This is a genomic window from Streptomyces sp. NPDC059002 (genome assembly GCF_042740435.1).
Classification (GTDB): Bacteria; Actinomycetota; Actinomycetes; order Streptomycetales; family Streptomycetaceae; genus Streptomyces.
Window position 1 is genome coordinate 1 of the sequence record NZ_JBHYJI010000094.1, and the last position, 21,272, is coordinate 21,272.

General features: G+C 70.6%; 18 protein-coding genes. 6 read left to right on the forward strand and 12 right to left on the reverse strand.

The features are described 5' to 3' along the window. A partial coding sequence (locus tag ACFWZ2_RS41395) for a DMT family transporter (protein ID WP_384554957.1) occupies nucleotides 1-607 on the forward strand: 607 nt, incomplete at its 5' end. Here the strand turns inward: ACFWZ2_RS41395 and ACFWZ2_RS41400 are convergent. The 3 genes from ACFWZ2_RS41400 to ACFWZ2_RS41410 all read right to left on the reverse strand — a co-directional run bounded on the left by ACFWZ2_RS41400 (nucleotide 562) and on the right by ACFWZ2_RS41410 (nucleotide 5,835). Beyond that, complete coding sequence (locus tag ACFWZ2_RS41400) at nucleotides 562-4,353, reverse strand: tetratricopeptide repeat protein (RefSeq protein ID WP_384554958.1); 3,792 nt, start codon at nucleotides 4,351-4,353, stop codon at nucleotides 562-564. The two genes, ACFWZ2_RS41395 and ACFWZ2_RS41400, sit on opposite strands and share 46 nt — an antisense overlap. A 68-nt stretch (nucleotides 4,354-4,421) precedes the next feature. Continuing rightward, nucleotides 4,422-4,802, reverse strand: a complete 381-nt coding sequence (locus ACFWZ2_RS41405) for a hypothetical protein (RefSeq protein WP_384554959.1) — start codon at nucleotides 4,800-4,802, stop codon at nucleotides 4,422-4,424. 145 nt (nucleotides 4,803-4,947) lie between these two features. Next, nucleotides 4,948-5,835, reverse strand: a complete 888-nt coding sequence (locus ACFWZ2_RS41410) for a LysR family transcriptional regulator (protein WP_384554960.1) — start codon at nucleotides 5,833-5,835, stop codon at nucleotides 4,948-4,950. 122 nt (nucleotides 5,836-5,957) lie between these two features. On the opposite strand from ACFWZ2_RS41410, the gene ACFWZ2_RS41415 reads away from it, so the two are divergent. After that, nucleotides 5,958-6,347, forward strand: a complete 390-nt coding sequence (locus tag ACFWZ2_RS41415) for a VOC family protein (RefSeq protein WP_384554961.1) — start codon at nucleotides 5,958-5,960, stop codon at nucleotides 6,345-6,347. Between the two features lie 29 nt (nucleotides 6,348-6,376). On the opposite strand, the gene ACFWZ2_RS41420 is transcribed toward ACFWZ2_RS41415, so the two are convergent. From ACFWZ2_RS41420 to ACFWZ2_RS41430, 3 genes are all read right to left on the reverse strand, one after another. Next, nucleotides 6,377-6,826 (reverse strand): hemerythrin domain-containing protein, encoded by a 450-nt coding sequence (locus tag ACFWZ2_RS41420; RefSeq protein WP_384554962.1) that lies wholly within the window; start codon nucleotides 6,824-6,826, stop codon nucleotides 6,377-6,379. Nucleotides 6,827-6,926: 100 nt separating this feature from the next. After that, entirely contained in the window at nucleotides 6,927-7,982 is a 1,056-nt protein-coding gene (locus ACFWZ2_RS41425) for a hypothetical protein (protein WP_384554963.1), read from the reverse strand. Between the two features lie 138 nt (nucleotides 7,983-8,120). Then, nucleotides 8,121-8,975 carry a polysaccharide deacetylase family protein gene (locus ACFWZ2_RS41430; RefSeq protein WP_384554964.1) on the reverse strand — a complete coding sequence of 285 codons (855 nt, stop codon included), beginning with the start codon at nucleotides 8,973-8,975 and terminating at the stop codon, nucleotides 8,121-8,123. A gap of 196 nt (nucleotides 8,976-9,171) precedes the next feature. Between ACFWZ2_RS41430 and ACFWZ2_RS41435 the strand changes: the two genes are divergently transcribed. Beyond that, nucleotides 9,172-10,407: a serine hydrolase domain-containing protein gene (locus ACFWZ2_RS41435; protein WP_384554965.1), complete on the forward strand. Its 1,236-nt coding sequence runs from the start codon at nucleotides 9,172-9,174 to the stop codon at nucleotides 10,405-10,407. A gap of 38 nt (nucleotides 10,408-10,445) precedes the next feature. Here the strand turns inward: ACFWZ2_RS41435 and ACFWZ2_RS41440 are convergent, their stop codons facing one another. Then, nucleotides 10,446-11,861 (reverse strand): tetratricopeptide repeat protein, encoded by a 1,416-nt coding sequence (locus ACFWZ2_RS41440; RefSeq protein ID WP_384554966.1) that lies wholly within the window; start codon nucleotides 11,859-11,861, stop codon nucleotides 10,446-10,448. Between the two features lie 248 nt (nucleotides 11,862-12,109). On the opposite strand from ACFWZ2_RS41440, the gene ACFWZ2_RS41445 reads away from it, so the two are divergent. Beyond that, on the forward strand, nucleotides 12,110-14,197 hold the full coding sequence (locus tag ACFWZ2_RS41445; protein WP_384554967.1) for a M6 family metalloprotease domain-containing protein: 2,088 nt from the start codon (nucleotides 12,110-12,112) through the stop codon (nucleotides 14,195-14,197). 55 nt (nucleotides 14,198-14,252) lie between these two features. Here the strand turns inward: ACFWZ2_RS41445 and ACFWZ2_RS41450 are convergent, their stop codons facing one another. Further along, nucleotides 14,253-14,753, reverse strand: a complete 501-nt coding sequence (locus tag ACFWZ2_RS41450) for a DinB family protein (RefSeq protein ID WP_384554968.1) — start codon at nucleotides 14,751-14,753, stop codon at nucleotides 14,253-14,255. A 42-nt stretch (nucleotides 14,754-14,795) separates the two neighbouring features. Beyond that, on the reverse strand, nucleotides 14,796-15,422 hold the full coding sequence (locus tag ACFWZ2_RS41455; protein WP_384554969.1) for an SAM-dependent methyltransferase: 627 nt from the start codon (nucleotides 15,420-15,422) through the stop codon (nucleotides 14,796-14,798). Between the two features lie 150 nt (nucleotides 15,423-15,572). Here ACFWZ2_RS41455 and ACFWZ2_RS41460 point away from each other — a divergent pair, with 150 nt between their 5' ends. Next, nucleotides 15,573-16,517: a bile acid:sodium symporter family protein gene (locus ACFWZ2_RS41460; RefSeq protein WP_384554970.1), complete on the forward strand. Its 945-nt coding sequence runs from the start codon at nucleotides 15,573-15,575 to the stop codon at nucleotides 16,515-16,517. Between the two features lie 8 nt (nucleotides 16,518-16,525). On the opposite strand, the gene ACFWZ2_RS41465 is transcribed toward ACFWZ2_RS41460, so the two are convergent. From ACFWZ2_RS41465 to ACFWZ2_RS41475, 3 genes are all read right to left on the reverse strand, one after another. Continuing rightward, entirely contained in the window at nucleotides 16,526-17,068 is a 543-nt protein-coding gene (locus ACFWZ2_RS41465; protein ID WP_384554971.1) for a sugar O-acetyltransferase, read from the reverse strand. Nucleotides 17,069-17,142: 74 nt separating this feature from the next. Beyond that, nucleotides 17,143-18,099, reverse strand: coding sequence for a LysR family transcriptional regulator (locus ACFWZ2_RS41470; protein WP_384554972.1), 957 nt, complete (start codon nucleotides 18,097-18,099; stop codon nucleotides 17,143-17,145). 98 nt (nucleotides 18,100-18,197) lie between these two features. Continuing rightward, on the reverse strand, nucleotides 18,198-19,598 hold the full coding sequence (locus ACFWZ2_RS41475; RefSeq protein ID WP_384554973.1) for a short-chain fatty acyl-CoA regulator family protein: 1,401 nt from the start codon (nucleotides 19,596-19,598) through the stop codon (nucleotides 18,198-18,200). Between the two features lie 279 nt (nucleotides 19,599-19,877). Here ACFWZ2_RS41475 and aceA point away from each other — a divergent pair, with 279 nt between their 5' ends. Next, nucleotides 19,878-21,164 carry an isocitrate lyase gene (aceA, locus tag ACFWZ2_RS41480; RefSeq protein WP_384554974.1) on the forward strand — a complete coding sequence of 429 codons (1,287 nt, stop codon included), beginning with the start codon at nucleotides 19,878-19,880 and terminating at the stop codon, nucleotides 21,162-21,164. Nucleotides 21,165-21,272 lie beyond the last annotated feature (108 nt).

Here is a 21,272-nt window from a genome sequence, read left to right on the forward strand (position 1 = left end):
CCTCGCCGTCACGCTGGAGTTCCTCGGCCCGCTGACCGTGGCCCTCGCGGGCGCGCGGCGCCGGATCGATCTCGTCGCCGCCCTGGCCGCGGCGGGCGCGGTGGTGGTGCTCGCGCGCCCTTCGCCCTCCACCGACTACCTGGGCATCGGCCTCGCCCTGCTGGCAGCGGTCTGCTGGGGTTGCTACATCCTGTGCAACCGCGCCGTCGGCGCCCGGCTGCCCGGCCTGGAGGGCTCGGCCGCCGCGGCGCTGGTGTCCGGCGCGCTGTATCTGCCGGTGGGCGCGTGGGTGCTCTGGCAGCACCCGCCCACACCGGCGGCGCTGGGGTGTGCGCTGGCCGCCGGGGTGCTCTCCTCGGCCGTGCCGTTCGTATCCGATCTGCTGGCCCTGCGCCGGGTGCCGCCGCATTTCTTCGGCGTCTTCATGAGCGTCAACCCGGTCCTCGCCGCGCTCATCGGCCTCGTAGCCCTGGGCCAGCACCTCGATATGGCCTCCTGGTCGGCCATCGCTGTGATCGTCACCGCGAACACCGTCGTCGTCTCCACCGCCTCCGAGCCGCCTCAAAGCCGCGCGAGTTCCGCTTCCGTCTCCAGGGTGTCCGGATGATCGGAACCCAGCTGCCGCGTGCGGGCGGCCAGTACTTCCTCCAGCGTTTCGCGGGCCGGTCCTGTTTCCTGCTGGTCCCGGAGCACGCATCCGAGCTCATGCTTGGTGGCCAGCACGCGCGGGTGGGACTTCCCTTCCGATGCTTCCGATTCGGCGAGCAGGTCTTCCAACTCCGTGCGGGCCAGCTCCAGTTCTCCCTGGGCATGCAGCAAACGCCCCTGTTCCAGCCGGACTTCGAGGCGGAGCACCTGAAGGGTGTAGGGGACGTCTCGATGCGCGAGCCTCAGGTCGGCGAGGGTGATCGTTTGAAGCTCCTGGTCTGCCAAGGCCAGTTCACCCTGCATACGGAGAACTCGCGCAAGGGAGTAATGCGCGTGAGCGGATGCACTGAACCACTGGAGTTCATCCACGCCGCTGTTGAACGACTCGGTGCGGATGATGCGTTCGATCTCCTCACGAGCCGCGATGACGTGCCCCTGCTTCGCCTTCACCCATGCAAGATTCAAGCCGACGAGCTGACTGTCCCTGTGGTCCGGCCCATGGACCCGCAGATCGATCGCATGAAGTTCTTCCAGCTCGGCCCGGGCCTCTGCCACACGCCCGGATTCCAGCAGGTTCAGGGCCAGTTCGTTGCGGCACACCAAGGTGTCGCGATGCTGGGCACCCAGCGCCCTTTGCATACCGGCCACAACGCTCTCCAGTTCCTCCTGCGCACGGGAGAAATCTCCCCGTCGGCGGTGAGCGCGGGCCAGGAAGAATCTGACCTCCAGCGTCTTGGGGTCATGCTCCCCCAGCGCGCTCCAGTACTTCTTGAGGAGGGCGTCAAGTTCCGCTGCCGCCTTGGTCAGTTCCCCTCGGTCGACGAGGATGTCCGTCAGCAGCATGTGACTGGAGAAGATGGTTTCCCGGTCACGGTCCTTGAGCGGATCGTGATCGGGGATGTCTCCCAGCGTCGCTCGGGCCGCCGCGAACCTGCCGAGCGAGTACAGGATCTGCGCATGCCCCTCTCTCACAAAGAGGAAATCCCAAGAGGCGCCGTCTTCCTCGGAGCGGAGCCGTCGGTACTCGCGCTCGGCCTGGTCCAGTGCACCGAGGCGCTCGAGCGAACGGGCAAGCCACAGCCTCGCGGACGCGAGCGACGGATCGGCCTCAAGGATGGCCGCCAATTCTTGGCGGGCCGCCTCCACTTCACCCGCGTCGAAGAGGAGAGTGGCGTAGTCGAACCGGCAAGCGGTCTCGAAAGTCCCACCCCTCCCTCTTCGCTCACCCGCTGCGATCAGCGCTTCGTATTCGCGTCGCGCCAGATCGTCCTCGCCGAGCATGTGCAGCGAGTGGGCGTAGCGCTCCCATGCATGGAGGGTCCCCTCGTGGCATTCGCCGTATTTCTTACGGTTGATCTCGGTGAGCCGCTGGAACTCCTCGCGTGCGCGTCCGTAGTTCTCACGGCGCAGGAGACGTCCGGCGAGCCTGTTGCGGGCGTCGATCGTCTTGGGGTGCTCATCCCCCAGCCACCTGCCGTAGCAGCGGAGCGCGAGGCGACGTCGTGGACCGGCTCCCGCCGTGGACCCGGCGTCCGGTGCCTCCGTCGCCGACTCATGGGCCCCATACGTCCAGGCGAGATGGCGTTGGAGGTTGATGTGCCTGAACTGATAGACCGCGCCGACCTGTCGGAGCACTCCTCGCGTACGCGCATCCTCCAGGAAGGCCATGAGGTCGCGCGGATATCCTCGTGCGGCCAGGGACAGCCTTGCGACGGTGAAGGTGGGCCAGGCCGCCGCCGCGACGGCGGTGCCGCCGACATTGGCCAACCACCTGACGCTTGCCAGGATGACGCCGAACACGAGGCCGGTATGGGCGTCGGAGAGAAGCCAGGCGAAGGTTCCCCACATGACGCCGCTCCAGGCGGAGCCGACGACGGCCGTCAGCGTGTTGATCAGGAACACCCGCCGGTCGCGGGTGAGCGCGGCCGCGGGCCCCAGTGTCATGTCCGGCGGATCGGGCACAAGACCGCCCACGGTGAGGGTCATCAGCGCCTGGATCAGGAACCAGGCGGCCCCCGCGGTCAGCCCGACGCCGGATCCCTTGTAGAGCCCGACGGCCACGCCGCCGAACGCTGCCAGCGCAAGAGGGGTCAGCGTCGCGGCCGCCAGACCTCTGACCCATTTCTTCCGGGTCTTCGGTTCGCTCGCATCAAGATCCTCCAGCAACTTGTCGTCGAGGAGCTTGATCTTCTCCGCCAGGGACCAGTGCACCCCTGATGCGGGCTCCACCGAGACGCCGAGTTCATCGTCGGGATCCTGATGCACCATGCGCGTACCCGTCACACAGAGGTACACGAAGATGACGCAGACCGCCCCGCCTGCGTAGAACGCGAAAGTTCGGCCGATGAGCCACCAGGAAATGAAGAGCAGTGGAATGCCGTAACGGATCCCCGCGTTCACCCCCAGGCCCAGTCCGGTCAGTGTCGAGGTGGCCTTTCCCGCGATCCGGCGGAACTGCCACCAGGCCAGGTTGGGTGTGCCGAACTCGTGCCGTTGCAGCTGGTGGGCGATGCGCCCGAGGGTTCGCTCCGCCCGCGCCGCCGACCAGCGGGGGCGCTCGCCCGGCTCGGGACGGTACACCGCCGGCACGAACGCTCCGAACAGATGCGTCTCGATGGCGTCACGGCCGGGGAAGCGCTCAGGATCCAGCAGTTCGCGAGGCTCCGGCAGAGCGTGTTCGTCCCCGGCGCGGGGGTTGTAGACGGTCCGGGAGAGAAACAGACCAAGGGGGTTGGTCAGCACCTGGGCCAACGGGGCATCGGGAGACAGGTCGTCGAGTACGGCCGTCCACCGGGCCGCGCCCGGGGAGCGGGCTCCCCCGGCGTCGCGCTGAAGGTAGGTCGCCGCCTGCGCCAGGTCCAGCGGCTTCACTTCTATGCCCGCGGCACCGGCCAGGCGCAGGGAGTCCCCCTCCACGAGTTCCCGGTACTCCGCGGGTCTGCTGGAGACGACGACGGGCTGTCCGAAGAACAGCCCTTGGTTGATGGCCTCCAGGGCACGGGCCCGCTGGCTGCGGGTGAGTTCGTCGAGGCCGTCGAGCAGGGGCAGGACAAGACCTCGGTCCAGCAGGACCCGGGCGGCCGACCCGCCGGACTCATCCTTCGGGGGTCCCGGGGCGGGTGCCACCAAGGTCGCCAGGGCGGGGTGGTAGCGGCTGATCTCGGCTGCCATCCAGCCGACGAGATCCTGCTTCTCGGGGGCCCAGGACGCCAGGGAGAAGATCACCGGGACGGGTTCGCCCGTGCCGCGCCTCTCCAGCAGGGCGAGGAGCAGGCGGACCAGCAACACCGTTTTGCCCGCGCCCGCTTCGCCCAGGACGACGAGTCGGCGGGTGGGGACACGCCGGGAGAAGACCTCCTCGATCTGGCCGCCCTCCCCGGCCAGACCGGCCGGACCGGCCGGACCGGCCGCCCAGCCTGCCGGATCGGGAGAGGTGCCGTCCGGCCAGTGGCCGGCGGTCTCGCGCAGGAGGGGCCAGTCCTCGAACAGCTCCGGCCGCGCGGCCGTCCAGGCCACCGGCAGCATGTACGGGTCCTGGAGCCTGCGGAGCTGCATCTCCTTCGTCCACCGGGACCGTTGGGCCGCCGCCAGCGCGTCCGCGATGACGACGGGATCCATCGGCAGGCCCAGCCTGCCGGGCGGGGCACCGAAGGGACCGCGGCCGCGGACGGAGAAGACATTGACCTGGTGGTTGTGGTTGCCCACTTGCAGGCCTTGAGCATACGGAGCCCACACGCGGGGCCCGCTTCTCTCGCGCGTCATCCGGGGAACGCTCAGCTGAAGTTGTTGGTCTGTGTGTTGTGGTCGCCGATCTGGACGCCGCGGGCGTTCCTGGCGTCCACGGCGTTCACGTCGGCCCGTGCTCCCGCACGATCGATGTGGGCCAGCAGTTCGCGGGCGGCCGCGACGACACTCTCGTCCCTGTCGACGCCTGCCGCGGCCAGGGCCTCGGTCAGCCGCGCCGCCCAGACCGCAGGCTCGGTCCCCTCGGCGGTCAGCACCTCGATCGACGGCCCTTCGGCGCGCGAGAGCCGCTGCTGTACGGCCAGGCGGAGCCGGGCGTATGCCTCCCGTACGGCTTGGCCCGCCGATTCGGCGACTCCGGCGGACGCCCCGGCCACCAGCGCGGCGACGATCGCTTCCAACCCGGTCATGTGCCCCCCGTAGTCAGTGTTCGACGAAAGGTATCCGCATACACGCGCTTCCGGAAAGGGGCAAGCGGCAGCACGCCGTAAACTCAACAAGCGGAGTTTCAGGGCGAGTTGCCGTCACGTCCCGCCGCCTGGCACGCCGGGCACGTCATCCGGCCGCGGCCCCCTCCTCGACGCCCAGCAGTTCGAGGAAGGCGGAGGCCGCGGGTGACGGCGGGAACCGGTTCCAGACGAGGTGTTCCACGCGTACCGGCCCGTCGGTGATCGGCACGATCCGCAGGCCGTGCAGTTCGGTGGCGAACGCCGCGGGCAGCAGGGCGATGCCCAGGCCGTGGCGGACCATGCGGGACATCAGCTCGACGCCGGACACCTCGAAGGCGACCTCGCGCCGCAGGCCTGCCGCGGCGAACGCCTGGTCGGACTGGGCGCGGGCGGCGCTGCCTTCGGCGAAGTCCACGAACGCCTCGTCGACGAGGCACCCGAGGCCGACCTCGCGCCGGCCGGCCAGGGGATGGTCGGGGGCGACCACGGCGACGTGCCGCCCGTGGGCGAGTTCGTGGTCGCGGACGCCCTGCGGCCGGAATCCGGGCTGCAGTCCGAGGAAGGCCGCGTCCAGTTCGCCGTCGCGCACCTGCTCGATGAGCCGCTCGCTGGAACCGGCCCGCAGGCTGATCCGCACCTGGGGGTAGCGCAGGTGGTAGTCCCGCAGCACCACGGGAAGGTCGACGGCCGCCACGGTGGGGATCGAGCCGACGGTCAGCCTGCCGCGTATCTCGCCGGTGGCCGCGGCCACTTCCGCACGGGCCCGCTCGGCCGCTTCCAGGGCCTGGCGGGCGGCGGGCAGGAAGGCCTCTCCGGCGGCGGTCAGCCGCACCCTGCGGCTGGTCCGCTCGAAGAGCCGGGCGCCCAGTTCCTTTTCGAGGCGGGCCACTTGGTGGCTGAGCGCGGACTGGACGACGTGGCACCGCTCGGCGGCGCGGGTGAATCCGGCCGTCTCCGCCACCGCGACGACGTACCGCATCTGCTGGAGATCCATTGATCCATCGTGAAACACGATGGACATCGATGACAAGCATGTGTTGGACCGATGGATGCCCGCTCGACGATGCTGACGTCACGGCACCGGCGCTCCTGCGCCCCGACCCAATGGAGAGAACCATGCGCGTGATCGCCTTCGACCACCTCGTCCTGAACGTCACCGACATCGAGCGCTCGCTGGACTTCTACACCGGCCCGCTGGGACTTGAGCCGGTGCGGGTGGAGGAGTGGCGGGCGGGCCAGGTGCCCTTCCCGTCCGTGCGGGTGAGCCCCACCACGATCATCGACCTCGTCGTCGCGCCCGACGGGCAGCCGCAGGGATCCAACGTCGATCACATCTGCCTGGTGGTCGAGCCGCTCGACTGGCAGGAGGTCATCGACTCCGGTGTCTTCACGGTCGTCGACGGTCCCGGCAAGCGCTTCGGCGCACGGGGCACCGCCATCTCCCTCTATGTGCGGGACCCGGACGGCAACACCGTGGAACTGCGCTGGTACCCGGCGGAGGCCTGAGCGTCACCGCGGGCCCGGCGCGGGGCCCGTCACGGGTGGGCTTCCCGCCACGCCGCCATCGCCCGGTTCCACTCCTCGCCCGACAGGGCGGTGAGCGAGGCGGGGAAGAGCCCGTCCTCCTCCTTGGCGATGTGGTGGTGCAGTTCGTCGACGGCCGCGCGCAGCCGCGCCACGTCGGGCCCCGCGTCCAGGTCGAGGGTGGGCAGCAGGGCGGCGAGGTCGCGGTGCTCGTGGACGAGGTCGTCGATGTACTCGGCGTACTCGGGGTCCTCCCGCATCACCTCGAAAAGACCGTTCTCCTCGCCGCGCCAGTGCGCGAGCAGTTCGCGCGCCATGACCTCGACGAGTTCACCGGCCCGCGCCGTGTCGCCCCGGTCCAGGGCCCGCAGGGCGTCACCGGCCGCGTTGGTGACGCGTTCGTGCTCGGCGATGAACTCCTTGATCAGCGGGATGTCACGACAACCGCAGTAGTGGCACATACCCCTTTTTGTACCGGATTGCCCCCGCGTCCGGCGGCCCCGGCGCGGCCTGCCGAACGGGAGCAGCCGCGATCCGGTGCCGCAACGGCACGGGCGCCGGTCAGAGCAGGCCGCGCCGCGGGCCCTCCGCCTTGATCATGACCCAGCTGTCCGTGAGCATGGACACCTTGCCCTTGGCCGGGATGTACGCCTCTCCCTGGTGCAGGTAGTCCAGGAGGAACACCCTCTCGTCCTTCTTGCTGCCGACGAGGAAGGCGATCTGCGGGGACGGGGTGATGCGCGCGGCCGGGTCGGTGGTGTGCATGTACTCCTGGACGTCGGCACTGAAGAAGGTCAGCGCGCCACCGTCCTTCGTCTTCAGCGCGTAGACCTTCTTGTGGTCCGTCTTGCCCGCCTTGTACTCGGCCTTGCCGCCGGGGTTGAGCATCTTGTTCTGGTCCAGCGGGAATTGGGTCATCCACTTCGCGGTCTCGCTCGCGCCGACCTTCATGCCCAGCTTCTCGTCGCCCGAGTAGAGGGCGACCAGCGCGTCGTCCATCTGGTCGGGGGCGAGGACGCCCTGCTTCTTGGCGGTGTCGGTGACGGGGACCACGAAGCCGTCCGCGTCCTTGGCGAGGTCGGGCGCCCTGGGGTCCTTCTTGGTGGTCCAGCCGCTCCACACGGCCTTCCAGTCGTCGCCCTCCTTGTCGAAGACGACGGTGGCGCGGCTGGTCCTGGGCGAAGTGCCGTTGTGGTCCTTCGTGTCGGCGCGCAGCGCGAACCAGGTCGCGCCGCCCTTCGCGGACGGGATGAGGTATTCGCGGTTCACATAGAAGAAGGGCTTGCGGCCCTCGGCCCTGTCCTTCGCGGGCTGCAGCTTGTCCTGCTTGTAGGTGCTCGCGCTTCTCTCGTAGAGCCCGCCGCCCTCGACGGCGGACAGGACGCCGCTGTCACGCTTCGCGTTGGCCTGGTTGTTGACCTTCACGTAGTGGTCGACGATCTTCTTCGCCTCGGCCTTGTCGACGACGCCCGCGGGGGCGCGGTCGGCGGCGGTCTTCCCGTTCCCGGACTTCGCGTCGTCCCCGGAGTCGGACGAGCACGCACCGGCGGTGAGGGCGAGCGCGGTGGCGCCCGCCGCCATGAGGAGCGTGGTGCGATTCCTGCGATGTATGAGCATGACGTTCCCCGTTGCACAGAGTGGAAGATGATGTTCGTGCCGTTGCGCCACGTTAGCTTCCGCTCCGGTCGGGGCCGCGCGCGGGTGGGTCCAGGAGCCGCGCGAGGCGACCTCGCGCCCGCCGAGCGACACCTCAACTCATCGTTCGGGTACCGGCGTTGAGGATGCCTGCGCGGCGTCCAGGTAGTCCTCGATGCGGGCCAAGGCGAAGCCCTGTGCGGTGACCGTGCGGGCCAGGTCGATGGTCACCTGGCGCAGCGTGCGCCTGTGCAGCTTCTCCGCCGGGAAGAAGTGGAACAGGATGATGTCGCCGGACCGCAGTGCGTCTTGGGGGGCGTTGGAGCGAAGGCCGCCCGGCTGCATGCTCGCGGTCCACAGCACCACGGCCCGCAGTCCGCAGTCGGCCGCGGCGCGCTGCGTGGTGGCGTTGTAGTTGCCGCCGGGCGGCCGGAACAGAGTCGGCGCGTGGCCGAAGACCGTGCGCAGGCGCTCCTGTTGGCCGCAGATCTCGGCCCGCTGCCGGGTGGCCGGCAGTTTGGTGAGGCGGCGATGGGTCAGGGTGTGGTTCTGCACCTTGTTCCCGAGCGCTTCGAGTCCGGCGAAGTACGGGTAGCCGTCCCCGGCCAGCGAGTCGGTCAGGAACATGCTGAAGGGGATCCGCAGGGTGTTCATCAGGTCCCGGAATCCGGGGTCCTTCGCCTGGCCGTCGTCGATGGTCAGAAACACCACGCGATCGCTGGTGGGGACCCGCCGGATCGCGGGCACCCCGCCACGGACCGGCCGGTCCTGGGTGGTCAGGGGAAGCCGGGGCGTGGGCACGGGCGGCGCCGCGAGCAGGGTGGGCAGCGCTTCGGGGCTCTGCGCGTACGGAGGGGCTGTCCCGCCGGGCCGTCCTCTCGCGCCGTCGTCATGGCAGGCGCTCACCAAGAGCCCGACCGCGACGGCCAGCGTCGGCCACAGCACCCGCCCGCGGGGGCGGCGACTCCTCACCATGCCGTGATCCTCACACGGTCGTACGCCGTGGTGCGCTCCAACACCCGTCCGGGACGGCCGAGTCGTCGGGCCTTGGCGCCCATCGTCGTACGCCTGAACAGCACTCCCCCTGCACGAACGCCAGATGGAGCCATCTTAACGCCAACTTGAGCCAATGTGACTTGCGTTGGCGCCACGCAAGTGCCATCTTGGCGCCATGGATCAGACCTCACACAAGAACCACCTCTCGATGCCACGGGCCTTACGGCGAGCGGGAGTTGCGGCGCTGGCCGTCACGATGCTGGCCGGGGCGACCGCACCCGCGGGGGCCACTTCTGCCGACCCGGCCCCGCCGGAGACCGCCGCATCACAGGACCGTCCGGAGCTACAGCGGGCGATCCAGGACATCGTCGATTCCGGTTCCGCCGGGATGCAGCTGCGCGTGCACGACGAGCGGGGCGAGTGGGTCGGCAGCGCCGGGGTGCGCAGGCTCGGCCAGGCCGGGAAGCCGCCGACGAACGGGCGGTTCCGCATCGGCAGCAACACCAAGACCTTCATCGCCACCGTGGTGCTGCAACTGGTGGCCGAGGGCAAGATCGGCCTCGACCGGCCCGCGGCCGACTTCCTGCCCCGCCACGACCTCGACCCGCGGATCACCGTGCGGATGCTGCTGCAGCAGACCAGCGGGTTGTTCGACTTCACCGGCGACCGCCACCCGGACGGGACGTATGTGCCGGGGATCCCCTGGCAGGGCCAGGAGTGGGTGGACCAGCGATTCCACAGCTACCGGCCCGACGAGCTGGTGCGGCGGGCGCTGGCCGAGCCGCTGAAGTTCGAGCCGGGCACGGACTGGAGCTACTCCAACACCAACTACGTACTGGCCGCGCTCCTGATCGAGAACGTGACCGGGCGCCCGTACGCCGAGGAGATGCGGCGGCGGATCCTGCGGCCGCTCGGACTGCGGGGCACCGTGGTCCCCGGCACCCGGACGGGGATTCCCGGGCCGCACGCCCACGGCTACTACGGGTACGAGGACGCGGGCCGCTGGAAGGTCGTCGACGTCACCCGCCAGAACCCCTCCTGGATCTCCGCCGCCGGTGACATGATCTCGACCACCGAGGATCTCCACACGTTCCTCTCCGCACTCCAGGGCGGCAGACTCCTGCCGCCCCGGCTGCTGGCCGAGATGCGCACGCCGCACCCCAAGAGCGGCGAACTCGGCTACGGCCTCGGCCTGATGGTGCAGGACGCAGGCCCGCACTGCGGCGGCACCCTCCTCACCCACAACGGCGGCGTCAAGGGCTATGGGGCGCTGATGTACAGCACGCCCGACGGCAAGAAGACCCTGACCGCCTCACTGACCGGCAAGGGCGCCCGGATCGACGAGGCGAAGGAGTTCCGGAAGGTGCAACAACGCCTCGTCAAAGAGGTGTTCTGCGCCGGACAGGACTGATCCGCGCGGCGCACACGGACCCGGCACGCCCCGGCATCTCAGCGTTTGAGGGCCGCCAGCCCCTCCGCCGCCTGATCGGCCGCCTTGGTGCGGGCCACGGCGGCCTGTGCGCCCTGGCCGAGGTCGTCGGCCAGGCGCGCCTGGGCGAGCCAGTTGTAGGGGCAGACCGGGCGCAGGTTGATGCGCTCGCTCAGCAGGGTGCGGGCCAGTTCGTGGCGGCCCGCGCGCAGTGCGGCCTCCAGCAGCGTCTTGTGCACGGCGTCGCGTTGGGCGTGGCTGCCGCCGTACTCGCCGAGCCGGTGCCGTACGGGAAGCAGCAGGTCGACGGCCTGGTCGTAGCGGTCCTGACCGTAGGCGACCAGTGCGCGGCACACGGGGAGTCCGATGTCCGCGGTCATGGCGTGGTTGGCGCCGGGCCCGCCGCCCGCGACGTACTCCTCACGTGCGCGCACCAGGCGTTCGGCGTCCCCGATGCGGCCCGCGCCGGTGTACGCCATCACCGCGTGCACGTCGTTGAAGGCGTAGTACGCACCGTCGTGGCGGGCGGCCCAGGCGTCGGCGAGCGGCTGCCACCGGTCCCCCGCGTCCTGGCCCGCCAGGTGCAGGCGCCACAACAGGGCCGCGGCGTCCAGGAGTTCCATCGCCGCACCCGTGGATCCCGCGTGGTGCAGGGCGGCGTCGTAGATCTCCAGGACGCGGGGGACGTCACCGGCCTCCAGGGCGTAGAGGCAGTAGTGCCACCAGTTGTGCACGTTGAGGTAGTTGCCCGTCGCCCAGTCCGCGGCGCGGGCGTCGAGGAAGCGGATGCCGTCGGCGAACTGCCCCCGCATCTCGTAGGTGTGCACCACGGCGTGGATGGCCCATACGTCGCGCGGACCGCGCTCGACCGCCTCCAGGCCCGCTTCCCGCGCCCTGTCGTAGTGGCCGGCCTCCTCCAGGCCGAAGGCGTACATGCCGAGGACGGGGCCGTAGTGCGGGTCCGACGCGTCCCAGGCGGACAGCGCGCCGCCGATGCGGTCGCGCAGCCGTGGGGCGTTGCCGGTGAAGAAGTCGATCTGGTGGCCGACCGCGAGCGCGAGGACGTCGTGCGGATACTCCACGGAGATCTCGCCGAGCACCCGGCCCGCCTGGTGGATGTCGCCGCGCAGCCAGGAGGTGGCCGCGGCGACATGCATGCGCTCGCGCGGTGTCATCTCCCCGCGGTGCATGTGTTCCTTGAAGCGCTCGAAGGTGTTGCGGGCGTCGGCGGCGTCCTTCTCCTCCGTGCCGAGCAGGCCGAGGTGGGCGGCCAGGACGTTGCCCATGACCGAGCGCGGTGCGGCGGTGAGCACCTGCCGGGACGCGTCGGCCACCTCGGCGCGGAAGTACAGCAGGTGTTCCAGCGCTTGTTCGTAGTGGTCCACGGCCTCGTCGCCGGTGCGCGACATCGGGTGGCCGTGCCGGTCGCCTGCCATGATCGGCTCCTTCCGCAGGGGGACGCCAGCGACCCGGTGCGGGAATCGCTGGGCGACAGGGAACCAATCCTGCCCGCCGCCACGGCACTTGACGCACCGTGACCGGCATCGTCCCCGTCACGGGAGTGCCGACAGGCACTCTGGCATCACCGCTTCGGGCGGCCTACCTTGGCAGCGGTGGACGCACCACACGCACGGCTTGTCATGCACTTGTCCATTTCATCCCGGCAAGAGGCAAGAGGTGAGCCATGTTCCTCCGGCACAGACGCACCGCGCACGGACACCACACCCGTCCGCGCCGCGGCCGGGCCCGTCGTACGACCGTCGTCGCCACCGTCCTCGCGGCCCTGGCCGCGGCCGCCATCGGCACCGCGCAGGCGACGCCCCACGAGACTGGCACGGCCGACCGGACCCGGCCGTCCCTGGTCCGGCCCATCGACCCGCAGAACTGGCGCAATCCCGACGACATGACCTGGAGCGAGTACCGCTCCGTGCCCGGCACCGACTGGGCCAACCCCGATGTCAAACCCACCGACCGTACATTCAAGGGCGCGCTGGTGCTCCTCGACTACCCCGACGAGGAGTTCACCGTCAGCAGGCCGCCCGGGTCGACCGTCTTCGGCAACCCGCAGACCAGCGCCGCCAACGTCCCGCGCACCCAACTTCCCTCGTTCTACGAGAACTTCCTCAACAAGCCCGGCGCACTCAACCGCGGCCACACCATCAACGAGTACTGGATGGAGGACTCCGGCGGACGCGTCGGCGTCGACCTCAAGGCCTTCGGCGTGTACCGCATGCCGTTCAAGTCCTTCCAGTACGGCATCGAACCGGGCATGAACCCCGGGGCCTGCCCCACCGGCAGCACCTGCGGCAAGGACATCCGCACCAACGGCAAGGCGGCCTGGATCGCCCAGGTCGGCGAGGCGGAGGCCGCCAAGTACGACTTCGTCTTCTACCTCACCGCGGGACAGGACGAGTCGTCCACCTGGCAGGAGTTCGGCCAGATGAAGTTCGGCTCCGCGGGCCAGGTCCCGGCCGCCTGGGGACCGCCCTCGCCGATCTCCACCGGCGGCAACTCCGCCACCACCCGCTATGTGCCGTGGACGTCCTGGCAGGCCGCCGCCCGCATCTGGCCCAACGCCGTCACCGGCTCCTCCACCCAGGCCGAGAGCTCCGGCATGGGGGTGTACGCCCATGAGCTCAGCCACATCCTGGGCATCGGCGACAACTACAACAACCCCTACGGCAAACCCCTGAGCCGCGCCTACACCGGCATCTGGAGCATGCTCTCGCGCGGCTCGTTCAACGGCCCCGGCGGACCGCACACCCGCTGGAAGATCCCGGCCACCGACGGCGGCTCGATGGGCTCGCAGCACATCCTGCGCGACAAGCTGAAGCTCGGCATCGTCGACGAGAAGAACGTGCTGCGCCTGGACCGCGACGCCCTCAAGGACTCCGGCGTGGTCGTCGCCCAGGTCACCGCACGCTCCGCGCCGCCCGGCGCCACCGGCCTGTCCGGTGTCAACATCGCCATGTCCCGCGACCTCTCCCCCACCTGCGACCGCACCACCGACCCGCTGTGCGACGGCGGCGGCTACCAGAACTACACCGTCGAGGTCGTGGACCGGATGGGCATGGACTCCTTCACCCCGGACAACGGTGTGCTGATCACCAAGACCAAGAACCAGGACCGGGCCCCGTTCGCCTGGGTGATCGACGCCCACCCCGAGGACATCGACATGGTGGACTTCACGCGCCCCGACGGCACCCCGCAGAAGATCACCATGGGCGACTACCGCCAGCTCAGCGACGCGCTCTTCCACGCGGGCGCGGACTCCGGCAGCTCGTACGAGTACATCGACCGCGCCAACCGCCTGCACTTCTACATCACCGACATCCAGCGCGGCCCCACAGGCGTCCTGTCGTACACCATCGCCGTCAAGTCCCTGGACGGGGCGGGCCCCCAGCGCCGTGGCACCGCGCTCGGCCGCGGTGAGGCGACGGGCAACCCCGTCAAGAACCGCGCCACCTGCACCTTCCCGCTCAAGAACACCGGCAGGGCGCCCGCCGAACCGCCGGCCGGTCACCCCGAGGACGCCACCCGCTATCTCGACTCCGACGTCTACCGGCTCTCCGCCGAGGCCTCGGGCCGCGGCTGGTCCGCCTGGCTGCCCAGCAAGCTGGCCACAGCCAGGGCGGGCACCACGGTCGACGTGGACGTCGCCGTCACCGCCAAGGCGTCCGCCCGCCCGCACGGCCAACTCACCCTCACCGCCCGCTCGGTGAGCGACCCGAAGAAGACCGCGACGGCCACCTGCACCGTCGGCAAGAACTGACGACGGCTCGGGGTGCGGGCCCACGACCCGCACCCCGACACTCACCGCACCGCCCTCAGCGCCCGGTCGCCCCGTCGATCAGTTCGCGCAGGATGTCCGCGTGGCCGGCATGGCGGCCGGTCTCCTCGATCAGGTGGGTGAGCGCCCAGCGGACACTGGGGGCGGGAGTGCCCGGCCGGGGGCGGGGAAGCGGTGCGCCGAGGTCGGTGCAGCCGTCGAGGACTTCGTTCGCGTGCTCGACCGCTGCTCGGTAGCGGGCGACGACGTCGGCCACGCTGTCCGCCGGTGCGGCGCGGAACGTCGACTGCCAGTCGGTGACCTCGTCGCCGAGGAAGGTCGCACGCTCGACGTACGTCAGGTGGTTGAGCAGGCCGAGCAGGTTCGTGCCCGAGGGGACCGCGGCCGTGCGGACCTGCGGTTCGGGGGCGCCTTCGACCTTCGCGGCGATCGAGGTGCGCAGATAGTCGAGGAAGCCGCGCAGCACCTCGGTCTCGCTGCTTCCGGTCCGGGGCGGCGGGGCGTCGGCGCGACGGGCGCGGCGTGATCCGGTGGGCATGGCGGCCTCCTCCTTCGTGGGCACGGGGGCCCTCTGCGTGGGTCAGGCGGTGCGGCGGACGAGCAGGACGTGGTCGGTGACCTCGGCGGTGCGCCCGTCCGGTCCCTGCGCGATCCGCCGGGGCGCGTCGGCGCGCTCGACCGTCCAGGCCGCCGGGTCCAGTGCGATTCCCTCGGCGACTTCGCGCGGGCCCGGGTAGCGGATGTCGGGATCCTGGTTCCACGACCACGGCGCGGTCGATCCGTGGTCGACGACGAGCAGCCGCCCGCCGACGCGCAGCGCATGTGCCGCCGTGCGCAGGGCAGTTGCCCGGTCCAGGGCGAAGGGGGTCTGCAGATAGTGGGCGCTGATCAGGTCGAACTCGCCCCGCGGGAACGACGCGTCCAGGTCGTGCCGCTCTGCGGTGATCCGGTCCTCCAGGCCGCGTGACCGGGCCAGGCCCGCGAGCCGCTCGACCGCGACGGCCGAGAGGTCGACGGCGGTGACGCGCCAGCCCTGGCGGGCGAGCCACAGTGCGTCGCCGCCGTCGCCGCATCCGAGGTCCAGCGCGTCGCCGGGCACCAGGCCCGTGACGGTCTCGGCGAGACGGACGTTCGGTTGCGGGTCGGTGGCCGCGGGACGGCCGCCGTAGACGTCTTCCCAGAACGTGACCGCGTCGGTGGTGCTCATCGAGGCTCCTTGGGTCGGGTCCGCCCAGTCTTGCCAGGCGCGCCACGGCCTGGCACGAAAGCTTGCGGTTCCGGCAAGACGGCCGGGTCGTCGACGGGGCTTCACCGCAGGGCCGTGGACATTCCCATCCGGCTACTGGAGCCTGTCCCTGTGGACTCGCCCCTGACCACCTATCTGCTGCCCGCCGCCCTCGCCGTGATCATGTTCGGTCTCGGGCTCGGCCTGACCGTGGCCGACTTCCGCAGGATCGCCGCCTGTCCACGGCCCGTCGCGGTCGCGCTCGTCTGCCAGTTGGTGGTCCTGCCCGGCGTCTGCCTGGGCCTGGTCCTCGCCTTCGACCTGAGCCCGGCGCTGGCCGTCGGCATGATGCTGCTCGCGGCATCGCCCGGCGGCACGATGGCCAACATCTTCAGCCATCTCTTCGGCGGCGACGTCGCCCTCAACGTCACGCTCACCGCCATCAATTCGGTGATCGCCGTCTTCACGCTGCCGGTCGTCGTGAACCTCTCCCTCGACCATTTCATGAGCGGTACGGACGAGGCGCTCGGCCTGCGCTTCGACAAAACCGTGCAGGTCTTCCTCGTCGTGCTGGTGCCGGTCGCGGCGGGCATGCTGGTCCGGCAGCGCCGTCCGCGCTTCGCGGAGCACTCGACGCAGGCGGTCAAGCTGACGGCGGTGGTGGCCCTGATCGGCGTGATCGTCGCCGCGGTCGTCGCCGAGCGGAACAACGTGCTCGGCTATCTCGCCGACGTCGGCCTTGTCGTTCTCCTCTTCGCCGCGATCTCCCTCAGCATCGGCTACGGGGCGACCCGTCTGGCCCGCGGCGACCACCGGCAGTGCGTCGCCGCCTGCTTCGAGATCGGCATGCACAACACCACGCTGTCGATGGCCATCGCCCTCAGCCCGACCCTCCTGGACAGCACCCGGATGGCCATTCCCTCTGCGGTGTACGCGGTGGAGATGTTCCTCATGGCCATGGCCACCGGCTTCCTGCTGCGCCGGATCGCGCCGCCCGAGAGCGCCGCCGCCGTCAGTGCCGGGGCCCGTCCGGCGGCCGCCCCCGCGTCCCCGGCGCAGGGGAAGCCGACCGCGTAGTCAGGTCCTCACCACTGCCGGTGCACGGTCGCCTTGCTGCCGGTCACCAGGCTCGCCGGGGGAACGTCGTCGGCCACCACCGCGCCGGCCGCGACCACGGCGTCCTTGCCGATGCTGACGCCGGGCAGGATCGTGGCACCGGCGCCGATCCACACGTTCTCCGCCACGTCGATCGGCGCGCCGGTGAGGTACAGCCGCCGCTCCTCGGGGTCGACCGGGTGGCCGCCGGTGATGAACGTGACCTTCGGGCCGATCATCACGCGCTCGCCGATCCGGATGCCCGCGTAATCCAGGAACGTGCAGTTCTGGTTGATGAACACCCGCTCGGCGAGGTCGAGGTGGAAGCCGTGGTCCGTGTAGAAGGGCGGATAGATCGTGACTCTCGCCGGGAGCGGCCTGCCGAGGATCTGCTCGAACAGCTCCGCCTTGCCCTCCTCGTCCTCGAAGGGCAGGACGTTCAGGCGGGAGGTCAGCTCGGTGACCCGCAGAACCCTCTCGGCCATGGCCTGGAACTCGGCGCTGTGGATGCGCATGAGGCGCTGACTGGGCATGCCACGATCCCTTCTCCTGTGATGTATCGGCTGATGGTGCACCGGCCTCCGATGTGCCGGTCGGCCGGGCGGGCTCACACGTCGTCGCCGTCGCCGCGCTGTGGTGGCGTCGCCCAGGCCGGGAGCCAGACGGTCCCGGGGAGCTTCGGCAGACGGTCGAGGTGGGTGATGAGTCCGCGGAGTTCCGGATGCGGATTCGCTCGGGGCAGCAGGAGCGAGAGCGGGTACGCGAGGGTCGGGTCGACGACGGGGATGCGGCGCAGGTCGTGGCCCGTCGGCCAGATGTACCGGTCGCGCGCCCCGACGAGGGTGGCCAGGTCCGCGGCGTCCGCGAGGGTGTCCAGGAGCACCTCGTCCCCGAAGTGCGGGCCCGCCGCGTCGATGCTCAGGTCGAAGTCGGTGGCGAGCTGGTCGTAGAACTCTCCCCATTCGCTTCCGGGCGCGATGCCCGGCACCCATATCCGGTGCTTGCGCAGCTGCTCCGGCGTCAGTGTTCGGGCGGCGGCGAGCGGATGGCGCGGGCCGACGAGAAGTTCCAGCGGGGAGTGGAACGCGTGGATCATGCGTACGTCGGGCGGCAGCGCGGCCGGGTCGGTGACGGTACGGAACGAGGCGTCGACGTCGCCCGCTGCGACGGCGGCGGCCGCCACGCGCGGGTCATGGGTCCTGAGGGTCACCACGTCGAGGTCGGTCTCGGGACGCGAGCGCCAGTACTCGTGCAGGATGACGGCCTGTGCGCTGCGCAGGCCGAGCACGTCGATCCGCAGGGCCCGTGATCCCGGTCCGACCGCGGCGACGGCACGCTCGACACCGGCGACGACGGTCCGCGCGTGCGGGAGGAACGCCTGACCGTCGAGGGTCAGCTCGACCCCCCGGGCGGAGCGTGCGAACAGCCGGACCGCCAGCTCGCGCTCCAGGCCCGCGATCCGCTTGGAGATCGCCTGCTGGGTCACGCCCAGCTCGTCGGCCGCGTGCTGGAACTGTCCGAGCTCGGCCGCCCGGACGAACGATCGCCATGCCTCGGTGTCCACTGGATCACCCTACGGGCGCACAACCCATGGTTGTGACTGCCCCGGGACCGGTTGATCGAGCACGCTCCGGCACTGTGCGGCGGCCCGGGGGCGGGACGCTATGGGGCCACGGGATACGGGATGAAGGTGCTGCTGTTCTCGTCGATCGCCAGTCGGCGGTCCAGTGGCGGCACGGCCCGCTGGGGGCAGTCGGTCCGTTCGCAGAGGCGGCAGCCCATGCCGATGGGGACGGCGGCGGAGGTGCTGTCGAGGTCGAGGCCGTCGGAGTAGACGAGCCGTGCGGCGTGGCGTATCTCGCAGCCCAGGCCGATGGCGAAGGTCTTGCCCGGCTCGCCCCAGCCGCCGCGGTGCCGGGTGACCGCGCGGGCGGTCCACAGGTAGCGCCGGCCGTCCGGCATCGCGGCGAGCTGGACGTGGATGCGGCCGGGCGCGGCGAACGCCTCGTACACGTTCCACAGCGGGCAGGTGCCGCCCGCGCGGGAGAAGTGGAACGCGGTGGCGGACTGCCGTTTGGACATGTTGCCCGCCCGGTCGACGCGCACGAAGGAGAAGGGCACGCCGCGCAGTCGGGGCCGCTGCAGTGTGCTGAGGCGGTGGCAGATCGTCTCGTAGCCGAGTCCGAAGTGGTCGGTGAGCCGCTCGATGTCGTAGCGGAACTCCTCGGCCGCCGTGTGGAAGCGGCGGTAGGGCAGGATCAGCGCGGCGGCGAAGTAGTTGGCGATGCCGATCCGGGCCAACGGCCAGGCCGCGGAGTCCTGTGCGAAGTCCTCCGATGCCAGGGCGGAGACGTCGTCGGCGTATTCGAGCAGCGCGAGCTGGGTGGCCATCCGGAACGCCTGCTGGCCGGGGCGCAGCCGATGGGACAGGTGCAGGACGCGGGCCGTCGGGTCGAAGTGGTGCAGGAGCCGGTCGGAGTCCGCGGCCAGGCGCACCCCGTGGCGCTCGGCGAGCCGGTCGGACAGGGCGCGGACGACCTCGCCGGGGCGTACACCGATGGCGGCGGCGAACCCTTCGGCGGCGACGTCGATGTCGTGCAGATAGTTCTGGCGCCGGTAGAAGAACTCGCGGATCTCCTCGTGCGCGGAGCGGGGCTGCGCCGTCGTGCCCGGCCCGCGTCCCTCCGCGGCCTCGGAGAGCTGTTCGGTGAGGTGCTGGTTCCGTCGGCCGAGGTCCACCAGGAGCGTGGCCACGGCGGGCATCCGCGATGCCAGGTCGGAGAGGTCGGACGCCGACACCCGTCCCGCGGCGACCTCGCCGGTGAGGGCGTCGCGCAGGTCGGCGACGAGGCGGCTGGTGTCGCGCTCGGAGAAGAAGCCCGGGTCGACGCCGAACGCCTCGGTCAGCCGCAGCAGTACGGGCACGGTGAGCGGCCGGGAGTCGTGCTCCATCTGGTTCAGATAGCTGGGCGAGATGGCAAGGGTCCTTGCCAGGTCCGCCTGGCTCATGCGCCGTTCCTCGCGCAGCCTTCGCAGCCGCGCTCCCGCGTACGTCTTGCTCAACCTGTGGCCCCTGTTCCTTCGCGGTTCCGGCACCCGCACCGCTCCCGATCGTAGCCAGGCGCACGGGAGTTGTGGGGTTGGCAGAGTTGGCAAAAGCGCGCGGAAAGATTCGCAGAAGTTGGCATCCGTCCACGGTTGAGGGCACTGGGTGCCACTGCCAGAGTCGTAGTGCGACCCGCTCGGACAGCCTCCTCGCGGGAACAGCGGGTCGCCCCCATCGTTCAACTCGGCACTCAGTGCCAGTACTTCGCATGATTCACGAGTCTTCGGGAGACCCTCATGGCACAGACAGGGACGACGACGGAAACGGCCCAGGAGCTGGCGCGGCACTGGGCGACCGACCCCCGTTGGAAGGGGATCGAGCGCACCTACACCGCCGAGGACGTGGTCCGGCTCTCCGGCAGCGTCCGCGAGGAGGCCACCCTCGCCCGGCGCGGCGCCGAGCGGCTGTGGCGGCAACTGCACGAGCAGGACTACATCCACGCCCTGGGAGCGCTGACCGGCGGGCAGGCGGTGCAGCAGGTGAAGGCCGGGCTGCAGGCGATCTACCTGTCCGGCTGGCAGGTCGCCGCCGACGCCAACCAGGCCGGGCACACCTACCCCGACCAGTCCCTCTACCCCGCCAACTCCGTTCCCCAGGTGGTGCGTCGGATCAACAACGCGCTGCTCCGCGCCGACCAGATCGCCACGAGCGAGGGCGACTCCTCGGTGGACTGGCTCGCGCCGATCGTCGCCGACGCGGAGGCCGGTTTCGGCGGCCCGCTCAACGCCTTCGAACTGACCAAGGCGATGATCGCGGCCGGTGCGGCGGGCATCCACTACGAGGACCAGCTCGCCTCCGAGAAGAAGTGCGGGCACCTCGGCGGCAAGGTCCTCGTGCCCACCGCCCAGCACATCCGCACCCTCAACGCGGCGCGCCTCGCGGCCGACATCGCCGATGTGCCCACCCTCGTCGTGGCCCGCACGGACGCGCTCGCCGCCAACCTGCTGACCAGCGACGTCGACGAGCGCGACGCCCGGTTCGTCACGGGCGAGCGCACCGCCGAAGGTTTCTACCGGGTGCGGAACGGCATGGCGCCCGTCATCGCGCGCGGTCTCGCCTACGCCCCGTACGCCGATCTGATCTGGGTGGAGACGGGCACCCCCGACCTCGCGCAGGCCCGCGAGTTCGCCGAGGCGATCCACGCCGAGCACCCGGACCAGATGCTCGCCTACAACTGCTCGCCGTCCTTCAACTGGAAGGCGGCCCTCGACGACGACCAGATCGCCAAGTTCCAGCGTGAGCTGGGCGCGATGGGCTACCGCTTCCAGTTCATCACCCTGGCGGGCTTCCACTCGCTGAACCACGGCATGTTCGACCTCGCCCGCGGTTACGCCGAGCACGGCATGACGGCCTATGTCGACCTGCAGGAGCGGGAGTTCGCCGCGCAGCGGCACGGGTTCACTGCCGTGCGGCATCAGCGGGAGGTCGGGACCGGGTACTTCGATCTGGTCTCCACTGCGGTCAATCCTGCGTCGTCCACGACGGCGCTTGCGGGGTCCACGGAGGCGTCGCAGTTCCACTAGGGGCTCCGCCCGGGGGCCGGTTCACCGCTGCGGGCCCGGTGGGGGCTGGGCGTGCAGTTCCCCGCGCCCCTTACGGGGCGCCCCCCCTGCTCCGTTTCCGTCCAGTCA